Consider the following 15,114-nt stretch of genomic DNA (forward strand, 5'->3'; position numbering starts at 1 on the left):
AACGACGCGGGTCTGCGAGGTCACTAACGAGCGCTTAACGAACGCAAGACCGGAGGAGACAACGATGGCTTCAAACGACACGCCCGCGCCACAGGATTTTTCAGCGTTCGAAGGAACGCGTCCGGTCAACGAGCGGCAACAGTTCGATATCTCGGCGTTATCGGGGTGGCTCGAAACCCACGTCGATGGCTTTGCCGGTCCGGTCAGCGTCGAGCAATTCGCCGGCGGTCAATCGAATCCCACCTTCAAGTTGATTACGCCCGCGCGCAGTTACGTGATGCGGTCGAAGCCGGGGCCGGCGGCGAAGTTGTTGCCATCGGCGCATGCGATCGATCGCGAATATCGCGTGATGGATGCGCTCGCCGGCACCGACGTTCCGGTCGCGAAAATGTTCGCGCTGTGCGAGGACGAAAGCGTCATCGGGCGCGCGTTCTACGTGATGGAGTTCATTGAAGGACGCGTGTTGTGGGATCAGGCGCTGCCGGGCATGGCGCCGTCCGAACGCGGAGCGATCTACGACGAAATGAACCGCGTAATCGCGGCGCTCCATTCGGTCGATATCGCGCAAGCCGGCCTCGAAACCTACGGCAAGCCCGGCAACTATTTCGAGCGTCAGATAGGTCGCTGGAGCAAGCAATACGTCGCGTCGGAGACCGAGCCTATTGACGCGATGAACAAGCTGATCGAATGGCTGCCGAAGCATATTCCGCGTGGCGCAGAAGGCGCGCCGGCGGAGCGTGTATCGATCGTTCATGGCGACTTCCGGCTCGACAACCTGATCTTCCATCCGACCGAACCACGCGTGCTCGCCGTGCTCGACTGGGAGCTGTCCACGCTCGGCGATCCGCTCGCCGATTTCGCTTACCACTGCATGGCGTGGCACGTCGATCCGACGCAATTTCGCGGTATCGGCGGCCTCGACTGGGCGGCGCTCGGCATTCCCGATGAAGACGAATACGTCGCGAAATATCTTGCCCGCACGGGCCTTGCAATCCAGGGCGACTGGAATTTCTACCTCGCCTACAACATGTTCCGCATCGCCGCGATCTTGCAGGGAATCATGAAGCGCGTGAGCGAAGGCACGGCGGCAAGCGCGCAAGCTATCGACGCAGGAAAGCGCGCAAAACCGATGGCTGAACTCGCGTGGTCGTATGCGCAGAAAGTTGGTGAATAGAGATCAATCAGGAGACGACATGAATTTCGATTACACGCCGAAAGTGCAGGAACTGCGCCAAAAGCTGACCAGCTTTTTTGACGAACATATCTATCCGAACGAGCGCGCTTTCACCAGTGAGGTCGCGGCAAACCGGGCAAACGGCAACGCATGGATTCCGACGGAGCTCATCGAAACGCTGAAAGAAAAAGCCCGCGACGCCGGCCTGTGGAATCTGTTCCTGCCCGCCTCCGAACGCGGTGCCGGACTGAGCAATCTGGAATACGCGCCGCTCTGCGAGATCATGGGCCGCGTGCCATGGGCGCCCGAAGTGTTCAATTGCGGTGCACCGGACACGGGCAATATGGAGACCATCGAACGTTATGGCAGCGATCAGCAAAAGCAGCAATGGCTCGAACCTCTACTGCAAGGCCAGATTCGCTCAGCGTTCCTGATGACCGAGCCGGATGTGGCTTCGTCGGACGCCACGAACATTCAGTGCAGCATTGTGCGCGACGCCGACAGCTATGTGATCAACGGCCACAAATGGTGGTCGTCAGGCGCCGGCGACCCGCGCTGCAAGGTGTATATCGTGATGGGCAAGACCGATCCGGACGCACCGAAACATCAGCAGCAATCGATGATCCTCGTTCCCGCCGATGCCACCGGCATCACCGTGCACCGGCCGCTCGCGGTCTTCGGCTACGACGACGCCCCACACGGCCACATGGATATCATGCTGGAAAACGTCCGCGTGCCGGTATCGAATATGTTGCTCGGCGAAGGACGCGGTTTTGAAATCGCGCAGGGGCGTCTTGGGCCGGGCCGGATTCATCACTGCATGCGCCTGATCGGATTGGCTGAACGCGCACTCGAACTGATGTCGAAGCGGACACTGCAACGCGTCGCTTTCGGCAAGCCGATCGCCGCGCACGGCGTGACGCAGGAGCGCATTGCCGAGGCACGCATCATGATCGAACAGGCGCGTCTGCTAACGCTGAAAGCGGCTTACATGATGGATACCGTCGGTAATAAGGGCGCGCGCGGAGAGATCGCGATGATCAAGGTGGTCGCGCCGAATATCGCGTGCCAGATCATCGATTGGGCGATTCAGGCGCATGGCGCCGGTGGCGTGTCGGATGATTTTCCACTGGCTTACGCCTATACCCATGCACGGACGCTGAGGCTCGCCGACGGGCCGGATGAAGTGCATCGGAACGCCATCGCCAAGCTGGAGCTCTCACGGTACGTGTGAGCCCGCGTTCAGCGTCTTCTTGCGAACTATGGTCTAATTTTCGGCAGCGCTTTTGAGTGGCGACTTCTGCTTGCGCAGGGTCGCCATTTTCCCGTGTTCAGCACCAGGAGCAAAGATGATCGATGTCTATAGCTGGGCCACGCCGAACGGCCACAAGATTCATATCATGCTGGAAGAGGTCGGACTCGAGTACAAAGCGATCCCCATCGATATCGGCGCCGGCGATCAGTTCACGCCCGAGTTTCTGGCTATCAGCCCGAATAACAAGATTCCCGCGATTATCGATAGCGATGGACCGGACGGTAAGCCGCTCGCGCTCTTTGAATCTGGCGCGATTCTGTTTTATCTTGCCGAGAAGACGGGGAAGTTTTTGCCTCAGGATCCTGTCGGCCGGTATACAACCATGCAGTGGTTGATGTTCCAGATGGGCGGTGTCGGACCCATGCTCGGCCAGGCGCATCATTTCCGGATTTATGCGCCTGAGAAGATCGAATACGCGGTTAACCGATATTCGAACGAAGCCAGACGCTTGTATGGCGTGATGGATAAACGATTGGGCGTGACCCGGTTTCTCGCCGGAAATGAATATTCCATCGCCGATATCGCGACGTTTCCGTGGACGCGGTCCTGGAAAAATCAAGGGATCGAGCTAGACGAATTCCCGAACGTCAAGCGATGGTTTGAGACCATTGCCGCGCGGCCGGCTGTTATGAGAGGCGTTGAAGTGCTGGCCTCGGCTCGCAAAGAACTCACCGGCGATAAACAACGCGAAGTTTTATTCGGCGCGCAGCAGTACGCAAGGCGTTAAATGCGCGGAAGGCAGGTTCGTCTTTCGAGGAACCTGCCTGGTTACTGCACACCGGGGCCATGGCCACGAAACTTCAAAAGTAATGCCGGGTGATGAACTCCGCGATGCATACCGGCTTGTCACTGCCTTCTTTCTCAAGCGTGACGCGCCAGATAACCTGCACGCCACTTCCTTCCACGTCCGTCACCGTTCCCACCACGAACTTCGCCCTCAGCTTCGCTCCGACCGGCACCGGCGCCATGAAGCGCACCTTGTTCATGCCGTAATTCACCCCCATCTTCTGCTGCATCGGCACGCACTGTTCCAGCCACATCGGGATCAGCGCAAGGGTCAGGAATCCATGCGCAATCGGTCCGCCAAACGGCGATTCTTTTTTCGCTCTCTCTACGTCGACATGGATCCACTGGTGATCGTTGGTGGCATCGGCGAATTTGTTTACGCGCGGTTGATCGATTTCCAACCACTCGCTCACATATTCGTCCCGTCCCTCCGCGGCTTTGAACTCGGCTGCGCTCGTTAAGGTCATTGCGTCTCCCCCGGATGACGAAGCCCGAATATAGCCGATGAATCCACGGTCAATACCAGTTCGTCGTGCTGGTTATAGGCCTCCCAGCGCGTACCCACGATTCCCCGATCGGGTTTGCTGGCGGACACGCGCTTGCTCAATACCCGCACCGTCAATCTCACGGTGTCGTTCACCCGGACTGGTTTGATCCAGCGGATGTTATCGAGTCCCGGTGAACCCATCGACGTGGAATCGGACAGCATGTCGCGCACCAGAATGCCCATCATCGCGGAACACGTGTTCCAGCCGCTAGCGATCAATCCGCCAAACGGCGATGCCTCGCCGCCCGCCTCGCTCAAATGAAAAGGTTGCGGATCATAGCGCCCGGCAAATTCGATAATCTCTTCTTTCAGAAACGTATGACCGCTCAATTGCGCCACCGATCCAACCTCGAAATCCTCATAGCTGAACGTCATCCCCGCTCTCCTTTTCAATGCATCGGTTATTTAAACGTCAGTGTCGGCGAATCCAGGCAGCGACGCAAACCGTGCGACATGATGATCGACATCGCCTAAGGTCGTCTCGATGATCGATAAACGCTTGAACCAGTGCGCCGCCGCGACTTCGTTCGTCACGCCCATGCCGCCATGCAGCTGCACCGCCTGCTGACCCACGAACCGCGCTGCCTGACCGACGCGAACCTTGGCCGCTGAAATTGCCCGGCGGCGTTCATCGGCGTCCCCGCTCGTGTATCGCGCGGCTGCCAGATACGTGATCGAGCGCGCCTGCTCGGCATGAATCAGCATCTCGACCATGCGATGCTGCAATGCCTGGAAACGCGCGATCGGCGTGCCGAATTGCTTGCGCTCTTTCGTGTATTCGACCGTTGCGTGATTCAGCGCGTCGAGTACACCGACGGCTTCAGCGCACAGCAGGAACGTAGCGTAATCGGCAATCCGCTCGAACGTGGCTGCGCCGGTCTTGGCGCCGCCGAGACGACTGGCGCGCGTACCGGTGAACGTAAGCGTCGCGGCGCGCTGGCCATCGATCGTCCGGTACTCCGTGATCGCTACGTTTGCCGCTTCACGCGCAACCGCGAACAACGCGATCTCGCCGTTTAGTCGCGCCGGAACGATCCAGTAGTCAGCCTGCGCGCCATGCAGGACCAAAGACTTCTGGCCGCTCAGCGCGAAGCCATCGCCATTCTCTTTCGCGGTGGTATCGATGGAGAAAAGGTCGTAGCGCGCATGCGGTTCGTGGAACGCCACCGCGAGCTTGATCTCGCCGCCGGCCGCGCGTTCGAGCAACGCGTTCGCGTGGTCATCGCCTACCAGCCGCAACGCTTCGATACCCACCGCCGTCGCCCAGTACGGCTCCACTACCAGCGCACGTCCGAGTTCCTGCATCACGACCAGCATATCGACAGGACCGCCGTCGAAACCACCCTGTGCTTCCGGTGCCGGCAATGCCGTCAGGCCCAGCTCGGCGAACGCCGTCCAATGTTTTGCATCGACACCTTCCTTCGACGCCACGATCTTCTGCCGTGCATCGAACGTGTATTCGTTGTCGAGATACCGGCGCAATGCGTCCCTGAACTGTTGCTGCTCATCGGTGAAATTGAAGTCCATATGCCGCTCCTCACAGTCCCAGAATCATCTGCGCGATGATGTTTTTTTGAATTTCGTTCGAGCCGCCATAGATCGACGTCTTGCGGAAGTTGAAGTAGTACGCAGCAAGCGGCGCGGCATCGTCGTCACCGGCCAGGCTGTGTTCGCGTTCTCCTTCGAGATACGCGGGATCGAACGCGGCGGCTTGCGGGCCGACTGCTTCGACCATGAGTTCGGTCAGCGCCTGCTGGACTTCGGTGCCCTTGATCTTGAGCATCGATGCCTCCGGCCCCGGTCCACGTCCATTCGCCTCGCTCGCCACCACGCGTTGCACGGTGACCTCAAGCGCCATCATTTCGATCTCCAGCGCCGCGATTTTTGCGGAGAACACCGGATCGTTGAGCAACGAAACGCCGCCCTTCTTCTGACTGGCAGCAAGCCGTTTCAGGAACACCAGTTCACGCTTCGATTGGCCGACGCGCGCAATGCCCGTGCGCTCATGCCCGAGCAAATACTTTGCATAGGTCCAGCCGCGATTCTCTTCACCGACGAGGTTCTCAACCGACACCTTCACGTCTTCGAGGAACACTTCGTTGACTTCGTGATCTTCATCGAGCGTGATGATCGGGCGCACGGTAATGCCGGGCGTTTTCATATCGATGAGAAGAAACGAGATGCCTTCTTGCTTCTTCGCACCGGTGTCTGTGCGCACGAGGCAAAACATCATGTCGGCGAATTGGCCGAGCGTGGTCCAGGTTTTCTGGCCATTGACCACGTAGTGATCGCCCTGGCGTTCGGCGCGTGTCCTAAGCGATGCCAGATCGGAGCCCGAACCCGGTTCCGAATAACCCTGGCACCACCAGTCGGTGCCATCGAGAATACGTGGCAAGTAGTGGGCTTTCTGCGCGTCGCTGCCGTATTTCATGATGACGGGCGCGACCATCGATACGCCGAACGGCAACACGCCCGGCGCCCCGATACGAGCGCATTCTTCGTCCCAGATATGACGCTGCGTCGCGTCCCAGCCGGGACCACCGTACTCCTTCGGCCAAGCGACGACCGACCAGCCGCGCGTGCCGAGCAGCTTGTGCCAGCTCGCGTAGTCGTCGCGGCTTAGACGTTTGTGATCGAGTACCTTGGTCCGCAGAGCTTGCGGCAGGTTGGCGTCGAGCCAGGCGCGGATGTCGGCACGGAATGCGTCGTCGGCGGGGGAATAGTTCAGGTCCATGCGCTGTGTCTCCTGTCATGACCCGGGTCGGCCATGAGGAGACGCGCCTTAGCTGAACGTAATCAGCTTATTGCAGCGGCTCTTTCAGTGCGGCCGGCACCGGTAACGGCATCACGTCGATGCCTTCTTCCATCAAAGCATGCGCATCTTCGGGCGTTGCGACGCCACGAATATTTCGCGCCGGCGCTTCGTCGTAATGCATGCGCCGCGCCTCTTCGGCAAAGCGGTCGCCCACGTTCTCCGTCTTTGCGAGAATTTCCCGCATGAATTGCAGCGCGCGTGCCTGAAGCGCGTGATCGGCGTTTTGCGACGGCTGGACCGCTGGCTCCGCGTTCGAGCCGGCGACCGCCCTCTCGCTCTGATCCGAACGGCTCGACGACAAATTCAGGCGCGGCGCCGACGGCATGCGGCTCACCTCCGTTGTCGAGCACACCGGGCAAGCCACGAGCTTGCGCGACAACTGGGATTCGAACTCATCGGTCGAAGCGAACCAGCCTTCGAAACGATGGTCGTGTGAGCACTTCAAGTCGAGAACCTTCATGCTGATCGGGGCTTGCCAAAGAGTTTAATCGCAAAAACGCGTTTTGTGAACGATCGTTCGTAAAATTGCTTCTGCGACCGTTTGATGAAATCGCAGGAACATGCGTTCGATTTTAGCCCGACGCTGGAACGCGTGCCGAACGACGTGTCGAACAGATTGAGCAGACAAAAAAAACGGCCATCGCGGCCGCTTTTTATTTGTGAACGCATCGGTCGTCTCAATCACTCACCGGTTCACCCAACTGCCATTCGCCCGACATGATCCTCTCCAGCCAGAAGCTGCCGATGATCGTCTTCACGTCGCTGATGTGGCCGCTCTTGATCCACTCGAAAATCTGCGACCTGTCCGCGATGAACGTCTCGAGGAACTCGCCTTCGTCGAGCTTGCTTTCGCCCGCTGTCAATCCGCGCGCAAGATACAGGTCGATGAATTCGGTCGAATACGAAATCACCGGATGGATACGCGTCAGAAAAAACCACTCGCGCGCCGTATAACCGGTTTCCTCAAGCAGCTCGCGCTTCGCGCACGCCAGTTCGCTTTCGTTCGGATCGAGCTTGCCGGCGGGATATTCGAGCAGGACCTTGCGGATCGGATAGCGATATTGGCGTTCGAGCAGCACGCGGCCATCGTCGAAAAGCGGGAGGATCATCACAGCGCCCGGATGTTCGACGAACTCGCGCGTGGCGTGTTTGCCGTCAGGTAGTTCGACCGTATCGAGCTTGAGCGTGAGGAACTTGCCCCGATGCACCAATTTGCTCTCGACCGTTTTCTCGATCAGGCCCTCGTCGGAATCCGGAAAATCGAGGGATTGGGTGGAGTCGGTGGAAGAAATGTCAGCCATCGTGCACCTTGAAGGAAACGCGTTGAGCCCGTGAGCGTTAAACGCGTGGATCAAGCCACGACGGCCGTCGCCGTCAGCGGCGCTTGACGAGATACTGGAACGTAAAGCCGGGGAATGCGAGCACGAGGAACAGGCTGAAAGTGACAGCATAAAACTGCCAGCCCTGCTCGAAGCGGTTCCCTGCGCGCGCCTCAAGCATAAAGCCGAGCGCACCCACTACAAAATAAAGCACGATTATTTCCGCAATGCGAATCCAGCCGCTTTTCTTCGCCGCCTTGAGCGGGACAACGCAGAAAAGACGCTGATTCACGAACGGAAGGTTGGCGCCGACCAGCGCCAACAACACGATAAACCAGCCCGCTGCCGACATTACAACTGGAACGGCAAGGTGTGCGAGATTGCAGCCAGGCAGGCGTTCATCAACGGTCCGGGAACAATGCCAAGCACCAGCACAGCCAGGCCGTTGAACGCGAGCAGCGCGCGCTTGAGGTTGTCCGCGACGATCGGCGATGCGTCCGTGGGGGCATCGAAGTACATCAGCTTGACGATACGCAGGTAGTAGAACGCACCCACCAGCGACGACAGCACTGCCAGCACCGCGAGCCACGTCAGGCCAGCGTTCATGGTGGCCTCGAGCACGGCGAGCTTCGCGTAGAAGCCGACCATCGGCGGAATGCCGGCAAGCGAGAACATCATGATCATCATGACGAAGGCAAACACCGGGCTACGCTGGTTCAGGCCCTTGAAGTCGTCGAGCGTTTCGGCCTCGAAATCCTTGCGTGCCAGCAGCATCACAATGCCGAAAGTACCGAGCGTGGTCAGCAGATAGATGATGCTGTAGAACATCGCCGAGCTATACGCGCTCGCCGCACCGTCAGCCTTGCCGTCGACGACGCCCGCCAGCATGCCGAGCAGCACGAAGCCCATGTTCGAGATAGCCGAGTACGCCAGCATCCGCTTAATGTTCTTCTGCACGATACCGGTCACGTTACCCACGATCAGCGACAGCGCGGCCAGGATCACGAGCATCTCTTGCCAGTCGACTGCCAGCGGCAGCAGCGCCATCACCAGGAAACGCAGGCCCCATGCAAACGCCGCGGCCTTCGGGCCACCGCCGGTCAACAAGGTCATGGCGGTCGGCGCGCCTTGATACACGTCAGGCACCCACATGTGGAACGGCACCGCGCCCATCTTGAACGCCACGCCCGCCACCACGAAGATCACGCCGAACAGCAGCACTGCGTCGTTGATGCGGCCGGTCGCAATCGCTTTGGCGACTTCATTCAGTTCCAGCGAACCGGTCGCGCCGTACAGCATCGAAATACCGTAGAGCAGGAAACCCGAAGCGAGTGCGCCGAGCACGTAGTACTTCATCGCGGATTCGTTGGCTTGCGGCGAGTCCTTACGCAACGCGATCACCGCGTACAGCGACAGCGACATCAGTTCCAGGCCGAGATACAGCGTCAGGAAGTTGTTGCCCGAAATCATCACGCACTGCCCGAGCAACGAGAACAGGCCAAGCAGGAAGAAGTCCCCGCGGAACAGGTCGCGATCTTCAAGATACTTGCGCGAATAGATGATCGACACCGCGAAGCCGAGTGTCACGACCGCTTTCATCGCGCTCGCAAACGGGTCGACCACGTACATGCGCGTGAAGTAGTAATGCGGTGTGGGATCGAGCGCCTGGAAGGCGAACCACACACCGACCACAATGGCCGACACCACCGAAATCAGATAGGTCGAGTGACGGCTCTTCGCGCCGAAGATGGTGTCGTTCAACCAGGCCACGACGACCATCAGCATCAACAGTCCATCGGGTAACAGGGCACTCATGGGGGCGTTTTGCATGATCTTTTATTTCCTCCGCACGCGTTACTGGGCCAGCGGCAGTTTGGACTGCGCGACGTGGGAGAGGAGATTTTCTACGGATGCGTGCATCACGTTGGTGAACGGCTTCGGATACAGGCCCATGTACAACGTAAATACGGCAAGAACGGCGAGCATGAAGAACTCGCGCTTGTTGATGTCTTTCAGCTTCGCCACGTGTTCGTTCGCAACCGCGCCGAAGTGCACGCGCTTGTACATCCACAGCGTGTACGCCGCGCCGAGAACCAGCGTGAAGGCCGCCAGGAAACCGATCCAGAAGTTGAACTTCACGGCAGCCAGAATCACCATGAATTCACCAACGAAACCCGAGGTGCCCGGCAAGCCGCAATTGGCCATGGCGAACAACATGGCAAATGCGGCGAACTTCGGCATGACGTTGACCACACCACCGTAGTCCGCGATCCGGCGCGAGTGCATGCGGTCATACAGCACGCCAATGCTAAGGAACATGGCGCCCGAGACAAAGCCGTGCGAGATCATCTGGATGATCGCGCCTTCCATGCCGAGCTGGCTGAAGATGAAGAAACCGAGCGTGACGAAGCCCATGTGCGCAATTGACGAATACGCCACCAGCTTCTTCATGTCTTCCTGCACCAGCGCCACGAAGCCGATGTAGATCACCGCGATCAAGGACAACGTGATCACCACCGGTGCCAGGAAGTGACTGGCGTCCGGTGCGATAGGCAGCGAGAAGCGGATGAACCCGTACGCGCCGAGCTTCAGCATGATCGCGGCCAGCACGACCGAGCCGCCCGTCGGCGCTTCCACGTGGGCGTCAGGCAACCACGTGTGGACCGGCCACATCGGCACCTTCACGGCGAAGGCCAAGAAGAACGCGATGAACAGCAGGATTTGCGGCGTAAAGCCGATTTTCGCTGCTTGCCACGCGGCGATGTCGAACGTGTGCGTCTGCGTGTACAGGTACAGCAACGCGATCAGCATCAGCAGCGAGCCCATCAGCGTGTACAGGAAGAACTTGAACGCGGCATACACGCGATTCGCACCACCCCACACACCGATGATGATGTACATCGGGATCAGCGTCGCTTCGAAGAAGACGTAGAACAACATGCCGTCGGCGGTCGAGAACACGCCGATCATGAGCCCCGACAAGATCAGGAACGCGGCCAGGTATTGCGCCACGCGCACCGTGATGACTTCCCACGCGCTGATGATCGTGATCACCGTGATCAATGCGGTCAAGACGACGAACCACATCGACAGGCCGTCGACACCAAGGTGATACGAAATGTTGAAGCGTTCGATCCAGACCGACTTCTCTTCAAATTGCAGCGCGGCCGAGGAGTTGTCGAAGCCGGTAATCAGAGGAATGGTGACAATCAGCCCAAGAATCGAGCCGATCAATGCAAGCCAACGCGAAGGCCCTGGATTGCTGTCATTACCTACCGCCAGTACAAGGATGCCGACAATGATCGGCAACCAGATCGCCAAACTTAGAATGGGTAAAGAGTGCATAGATAGGTGTCCCCGCCTTATTTGCCGCCGAGCGTTACAAACAGGGTCAAGAGCCCCAACATGCCAATGATCATGGCGAACGCGTAGTGATAGATGTAACCGGATTGAAGGAAGCGAATCACCCCGGCAAACCAGCCGACAAACTTCGCGAGACCGTTGACGATACCGTCGATAACGGCGACATCGCCCTCTTTCCAGAGTCCGCGGCCAATGGCGACCGCACCCTTTGCAAATACGGCATCGTTGATCTTGTCGAGGTAGTACTTGTTGTCCAGCAAGTTATAGATCGGCAGGAAACGTTGCTTGATCACGCCCGGCAGATCCGTACGCTTCCAGTACAGGAACCACGACACGACCACGCCCGCGAGCGCCAGCCAGACCGGCAAACCCGAGACCGAATGCAGGCCCATCGCAAACCAGCCGTGGAATTCCTCGGCCATTTCGTGCAGTGCCGGGTGGTTGTCGCCGATGGCGATTACCTTGTCGAACACCACGCCGTGCGCGAAGAAGTCGCCGAACAGCATCGGACCGATCGCAATCGCACCGATGATCACCGACGGAATAGCCAGCAGGATCAGCGGCAGCGTAATAACCCACGGCGTTTCGTGCGGAACGTGCGCGTGACCATGGCCGTGATCGTCATGGCCGTGCGCATCGTGACTATCGTGACTATCGTGACCATGTGAATCGTGTGCATGCGCGGCGGCTTCGATAGCCATCGGGCTTTCCGGATGCTTCGGACCACGGAAGCGCTCCTTGCCGTGAAACACCATGAAGTACATGCGAAACGAGTACAACGCCGTGACGAACACGCTCGCCACCACCGCGAAGTACGCGAAACCCGAGCCTGCAATATGCGACGCCTTCACGGCATCGATGATCGAATCTTTCGAGTAGAAACCCGCAAAGAACGGTGTGCCGATCAGCGCAAGCGAGCCGATGAGCGAGGTGATCCACGTGATCGGCATGTACTTACGCAGGCCGCCCATGTTGCGCATGTCCTGGTCGTGGTGCATGCCGATGATCACCGAACCCGCGCCAAGGAACAGCAGCGCTTTGAAGAATGCGTGCGTGGCGAGGTGGAACACTGCCACCGGGTAAGCGGAGACGCCGAGCGCCACCGTCATGTAGCCAAGCTGCGAGAGCGTGGAGTAAGCCACCACGCGCTTGATGTCGTTCTGCACGACACCCAGGAAACCCATGAACAGCGCCGTGATCGCACCGATCACCGTCACGAACGACAACGCCGTATCCGACAGTTCGAACAGCGGCGATATGCGCGTCACCATGAAGATACCGGCCGTCACCATGGTTGCCGCGTGGATCAGCGCCGAGATAGGCGTCGGACCTTCCATGGAATCCGGCAGCCACACGTGCAGCGGGAATTGCGCCGACTTACCCATCGCGCCGATGAACAGGCAGATACAGGCTACGGTCAGCAAACCCCAATCGGTACCCGGGAACGTCATGGCGGCCAGCTCGGTGCGATGCGCGAACACATCGCCGTAGTTCAGCGAACCAGCAAACGCCAGCAACAAGCCGATGCCGAGCAGGAACCCGAAGTCGCCCACGCGGTTCACGATGAACGCCTTCATGTTCGCGTAGATGGCCGTCGGACGCGTGAAGTAGAAGCCGATCAGCAGGTATGACACGAGACCCACCGCTTCCCAGCCGAAGAACAGCTGCAGGAAGTTGTTGCTCATCACGAGCATCAGCATGGAGAACGTGAACAGCGAGATGTACGAGAAGAACCGCTCGTAGCCCACCTTTTCGTCGGCCATGTAGCCGATCGTATAGATGTGCACCATCAGCGAGACGAAGGTGACGATCACCATCATCATCGCGGTGAGCGAATCGACCAGGAAGCCGATCTCCATCTTCAGCGGCCCGACCGTCATCCATTCGTAAATGGTCGCATTGAAGCTCGCGCCCTGCATCACGTCCAGAAGGACGACGCAGGAGAGCACGAACGAGATCATCACGCTGAGGATCGTGACGCGGTGCGAGGCCTTGCGCCCGATCTTCCAGCCGAACAGGCCAGCGATCAGCGAACCGGCAAGCGGCGCCAGCGCAATCACGAGCAGCAGGTTTTCATTGAGTGTCATGGACATAGCTGTCTTGCCTGAAATTAACCTTTGAGCTGATCGAGGTCTTCGACGTTGATCGTGTCGAGACTGCGGAACAATGTGACCAGGATCGCGAGGCCGATTGCCGCTTCGGCTGCTGCTACCGTGAGCACAAAGAACACGAAGATCTGGCCGTGGATGTCGCCGAGATAGTGCGAGAACGCGACGAAGTTCGTGTTCACCGCCAACAGCATCAGTTCGATTGCCATCAGGATGATGATCACGTTACGTCGATTCAGAAAGATTCCGACGATGCTGATCGCGAACAGGATCGCGCCAAGCACAAGGTAATGGGCAAGACTCAACATGATTATTTATCTCCTCAGCCTTTGTTATCGACCGTGCCGGCGCCGGCATTGTCGGTCACGGGCGGATTGGTCGCGGCGTCCGGCGCTTCTTTTTCGGACTTCATCTTGACGATCCGCACGCGATCTTGCGCACGCACCTTGACCTGGTCGCTCACGCGCTGGCGCTTGTTGTCCTTCTTCTCGCGAATGGTCAGCGAGATCGCCGCGATGATCGCGACCAGCAGGATCAGGCCCGCGATTTCGAACGCGAAGATGTAGTCGGTGTAGATGACCTTGCCGATCAGGTGCGAGTTCGACATCACCGCGTTCGGGGCGACTCCGGCACCCACGCCGTTGATCAGCATGGCGTCATGCACCGGCGTAACCGTCGCGCCGTAGCCGTGCCACAAAATCAGCGCCGTTTCGATGATGATGATCGCGCCCACGATGCTCGCTATGGGCACGAACTTCTTGAAGTCGCCGTGCAGCACGTCGAGGTTGATGTCCAGCATCATCACCACGAACAGGAACAGCACCATCACCGCGCCGACATAGACGAGAACCAGCAGAATGGCGAGGAATTCGGCTTCAAGCAGCATCCAGATCGCGGCCGCGTTAAAGAACGCGAGCACGAGAAACAGCGCAGATGCCACCGGATTGCGCGAAGTGATCACCTTCAGCGCCGACACAACCAGCAGCAGCGCGAAGATGTAAAACAGTACGGTCGTGAATTCCATGATTACCGGTTCATCGTTAGGCTTTGTGTTTTGACACAAGCGCGCCGTGTTGCGTTGTTTGAAGAACGCAACCTACAAGCTTGGCGCGCGGGCCGGAACAGCAGGTCAATTCAAATGCAGGAACAGCAAGGGACACCGCACTATGCTGCGCCCCGCTCCGCTTTACCGATAAGGTGCATCAGCTGCCTTGGCCGCAGCAATCTCCGTTTCATAACGGTCGCCCACTGCCAGCAGCATGTCTTTCGTGAAGTACAGGTCGCCGCGCTTCTCGCCGTGATACTCGAGAATGTGCGTTTCGACGATCGAATCGACCGGGCAGCTTTCTTCGCAGAAACCGCAGAAGATGCACTTGGTCAGGTCGATGTCGTAGCGCGTGGTGCGGCGCGTGTTGTCAGCGCGCGTTTCCGATTCGATCGTAATCGCAAGTGCCGGGCACACGGCCTCGCACAGCTTGCACGCGATGCAGCGCTCTTCGCCGTTTTCATATCGGCGCAATGCATGCAGGCCACGAAAACGCGGGGAAATTGGCGTCTTCTCTTCCGGGAACTGAACGGTGATCTTGCGCTGGAACACATAGCCGCCCGTCAGCGCCAGACCTTTCAATAACTCGGTCAGAAAAAACGTTTTGAAAAAATTCTGTAATGCGTTCATGGTTATTTCATC

16 protein-coding genes are annotated in these 15,114 nt (G+C 58.7%); 3 read left to right on the forward strand and 13 right to left on the reverse strand.

Features of this window, described 5'->3' with window-relative positions; all coding sequences use genetic code 11:
* Positions 1-64 precede the first annotated feature (64 nt).
* From EOS_RS00060 to EOS_RS00070, 3 genes are all read left to right on the forward strand, one after another.
* The gene (locus EOS_RS00060) at positions 65-1,174 is read left to right on the forward strand and encodes a phosphotransferase (RefSeq protein WP_047844565.1); all 1,110 of its coding nucleotides are present in this window, start codon (positions 65-67) and stop codon (positions 1,172-1,174) included.
* Positions 1,175-1,193: 19 nt separating this feature from the next.
* Positions 1,194-2,408, forward strand: a complete 1,215-nt coding sequence (locus tag EOS_RS00065; protein ID WP_047844566.1) for an acyl-CoA dehydrogenase family protein — start codon at positions 1,194-1,196, stop codon at positions 2,406-2,408.
* 115 nt (positions 2,409-2,523) lie between these two features.
* The gene (locus tag EOS_RS00070; RefSeq protein ID WP_047844567.1) at positions 2,524-3,216 is read left to right on the forward strand and encodes a glutathione binding-like protein; all 693 of its coding nucleotides are present in this window, start codon (positions 2,524-2,526) and stop codon (positions 3,214-3,216) included.
* A 73-nt stretch (positions 3,217-3,289) separates the two neighbouring features.
* Here EOS_RS00070 and EOS_RS00075 read toward each other — a convergent pair whose 3' ends face one another.
* From EOS_RS00075 to nuoI, 13 genes are all read right to left on the reverse strand, one after another.
* The gene (locus EOS_RS00075; protein ID WP_047844568.1) at positions 3,290-3,742 is read right to left on the reverse strand and encodes a MaoC family dehydratase; all 453 of its coding nucleotides are present in this window, start codon (positions 3,740-3,742) and stop codon (positions 3,290-3,292) included.
* Positions 3,739-4,197: a MaoC family dehydratase gene (locus tag EOS_RS00080; protein ID WP_047844569.1), complete on the reverse strand. Its 459-nt coding sequence runs from the start codon at positions 4,195-4,197 to the stop codon at positions 3,739-3,741. The genes EOS_RS00075 and EOS_RS00080 overlap by 4 nt, the downstream gene beginning before the upstream one ends.
* A gap of 30 nt (positions 4,198-4,227) precedes the next feature.
* Positions 4,228-5,349, reverse strand: a complete 1,122-nt coding sequence (locus tag EOS_RS00085) for an acyl-CoA dehydrogenase family protein (protein ID WP_047844570.1) — start codon at positions 5,347-5,349, stop codon at positions 4,228-4,230.
* Between the two features lie 10 nt (positions 5,350-5,359).
* The gene (locus tag EOS_RS00090) at positions 5,360-6,556 is read right to left on the reverse strand and encodes an acyl-CoA dehydrogenase family protein (RefSeq protein WP_047844571.1); all 1,197 of its coding nucleotides are present in this window, start codon (positions 6,554-6,556) and stop codon (positions 5,360-5,362) included.
* Between the two features lie 67 nt (positions 6,557-6,623).
* A complete protein-coding gene (locus EOS_RS00095; RefSeq protein ID WP_047844572.1) occupies positions 6,624-7,097 on the reverse strand; it encodes a DUF1178 family protein in 474 nt (157 codons plus the stop codon).
* Positions 7,098-7,314: 217 nt separating this feature from the next.
* Positions 7,315-7,938: an NUDIX domain-containing protein gene (locus EOS_RS00105; RefSeq protein ID WP_047844574.1), complete on the reverse strand. Its 624-nt coding sequence runs from the start codon at positions 7,936-7,938 to the stop codon at positions 7,315-7,317.
* A gap of 73 nt (positions 7,939-8,011) precedes the next feature.
* On the reverse strand, positions 8,012-8,308 hold the full coding sequence (locus tag EOS_RS00110; RefSeq protein ID WP_047844575.1) for a DUF2818 family protein: 297 nt from the start codon (positions 8,306-8,308) through the stop codon (positions 8,012-8,014).
* Positions 8,308-9,786, reverse strand: a complete 1,479-nt coding sequence (gene nuoN, locus EOS_RS00115) for an NADH-quinone oxidoreductase subunit NuoN (RefSeq protein ID WP_047844576.1) — start codon at positions 9,784-9,786, stop codon at positions 8,308-8,310. The genes EOS_RS00110 and nuoN overlap by 1 nt, the downstream gene beginning before the upstream one ends.
* Positions 9,787-9,810: 24 nt before the next feature.
* Positions 9,811-11,301 (reverse strand): NADH-quinone oxidoreductase subunit M, encoded by a 1,491-nt coding sequence (locus EOS_RS00120; protein WP_047844577.1) that lies wholly within the window; start codon positions 11,299-11,301, stop codon positions 9,811-9,813.
* A 17-nt stretch (positions 11,302-11,318) separates the two neighbouring features.
* Entirely contained in the window at positions 11,319-13,412 is a 2,094-nt protein-coding gene (nuoL, locus tag EOS_RS00125) for an NADH-quinone oxidoreductase subunit L (RefSeq protein WP_047844578.1), read from the reverse strand.
* Positions 13,413-13,429: 17 nt separating this feature from the next.
* Positions 13,430-13,735, reverse strand: a complete 306-nt coding sequence (nuoK, locus tag EOS_RS00130; protein WP_031360677.1) for an NADH-quinone oxidoreductase subunit NuoK — start codon at positions 13,733-13,735, stop codon at positions 13,430-13,432.
* Positions 13,736-13,749: 14 nt separating this feature from the next.
* Complete coding sequence (locus tag EOS_RS00135; protein WP_047844579.1) at positions 13,750-14,451, reverse strand: NADH-quinone oxidoreductase subunit J; 702 nt, start codon at positions 14,449-14,451, stop codon at positions 13,750-13,752.
* Between the two features lie 162 nt (positions 14,452-14,613).
* The gene (gene nuoI / locus EOS_RS00140; RefSeq protein ID WP_047844580.1) at positions 14,614-15,102 is read right to left on the reverse strand and encodes an NADH-quinone oxidoreductase subunit NuoI; all 489 of its coding nucleotides are present in this window, start codon (positions 15,100-15,102) and stop codon (positions 14,614-14,616) included.
* Between the last annotated feature and the right edge of the window lie 12 nt (positions 15,103-15,114).

Origin of the sequence: Caballeronia mineralivorans PML1(12) (assembly GCF_001028175.1) — a bacterium.
Classification (GTDB): Bacteria; Pseudomonadota; Gammaproteobacteria; order Burkholderiales; family Burkholderiaceae; genus Caballeronia; species Caballeronia mineralivorans.

Bases quoted from the DNA above. Each gene is read 5' to 3' on its own strand.
- EOS_RS00060 (WP_047844565.1), top strand. From the start codon at position 65: ATGGCTTCAAACGACACGCCCGCGCCACAGGATTTTTCAGCGTTCGAA.
- EOS_RS00065 (WP_047844566.1), top strand. From the start codon at position 1,194: ATGAATTTCGATTACACGCCGAAAGTGCAGGAACTGCGCCAAAAGCTG.
- EOS_RS00070 (WP_047844567.1), top strand. From the start codon at position 2,524: ATGATCGATGTCTATAGCTGGGCCACGCCGAACGGCCACAAGATTCAT.
- EOS_RS00075 (WP_047844568.1), bottom strand. From the start codon at position 3,742: ATGACCTTAACGAGCGCAGCCGAGTTCAAAGCCGCGGAGGGACGGGAC.
- EOS_RS00080 (WP_047844569.1), bottom strand. From the start codon at position 4,197: ATGACGTTCAGCTATGAGGATTTCGAGGTTGGATCGGTGGCGCAATTG.
- EOS_RS00085 (WP_047844570.1), bottom strand. From the start codon at position 5,349: ATGGACTTCAATTTCACCGATGAGCAGCAACAGTTCAGGGACGCATTG.
- EOS_RS00090 (WP_047844571.1), bottom strand. From the start codon at position 6,556: ATGGACCTGAACTATTCCCCCGCCGACGACGCATTCCGTGCCGACATC.
- EOS_RS00095 (WP_047844572.1), bottom strand. From the start codon at position 7,097: ATGAAGGTTCTCGACTTGAAGTGCTCACACGACCATCGTTTCGAAGGC.
- EOS_RS00105 (WP_047844574.1), bottom strand. From the start codon at position 7,938: ATGGCTGACATTTCTTCCACCGACTCCACCCAATCCCTCGATTTTCCG.
- EOS_RS00110 (WP_047844575.1), bottom strand. From the start codon at position 8,308: ATGTCGGCAGCGGGCTGGTTTATCGTGTTGTTGGCGCTGGTCGGCGCC.
- nuoN (WP_047844576.1), bottom strand. From the start codon at position 9,786: ATGCAAAACGCCCCCATGAGTGCCCTGTTACCCGATGGACTGTTGATG.
- EOS_RS00120 (WP_047844577.1), bottom strand. From the start codon at position 11,301: ATGCACTCTTTACCCATTCTAAGTTTGGCGATCTGGTTGCCGATCATT.
- nuoL (WP_047844578.1), bottom strand. From the start codon at position 13,412: ATGTCCATGACACTCAATGAAAACCTGCTGCTCGTGATTGCGCTGGCG.
- nuoK (WP_031360677.1), bottom strand. From the start codon at position 13,735: ATGTTGAGTCTTGCCCATTACCTTGTGCTTGGCGCGATCCTGTTCGCG.
- EOS_RS00135 (WP_047844579.1), bottom strand. From the start codon at position 14,451: ATGGAATTCACGACCGTACTGTTTTACATCTTCGCGCTGCTGCTGGTT.
- nuoI (WP_047844580.1), bottom strand. From the start codon at position 15,102: ATGAACGCATTACAGAATTTTTTCAAAACGTTTTTTCTGACCGAGTTA.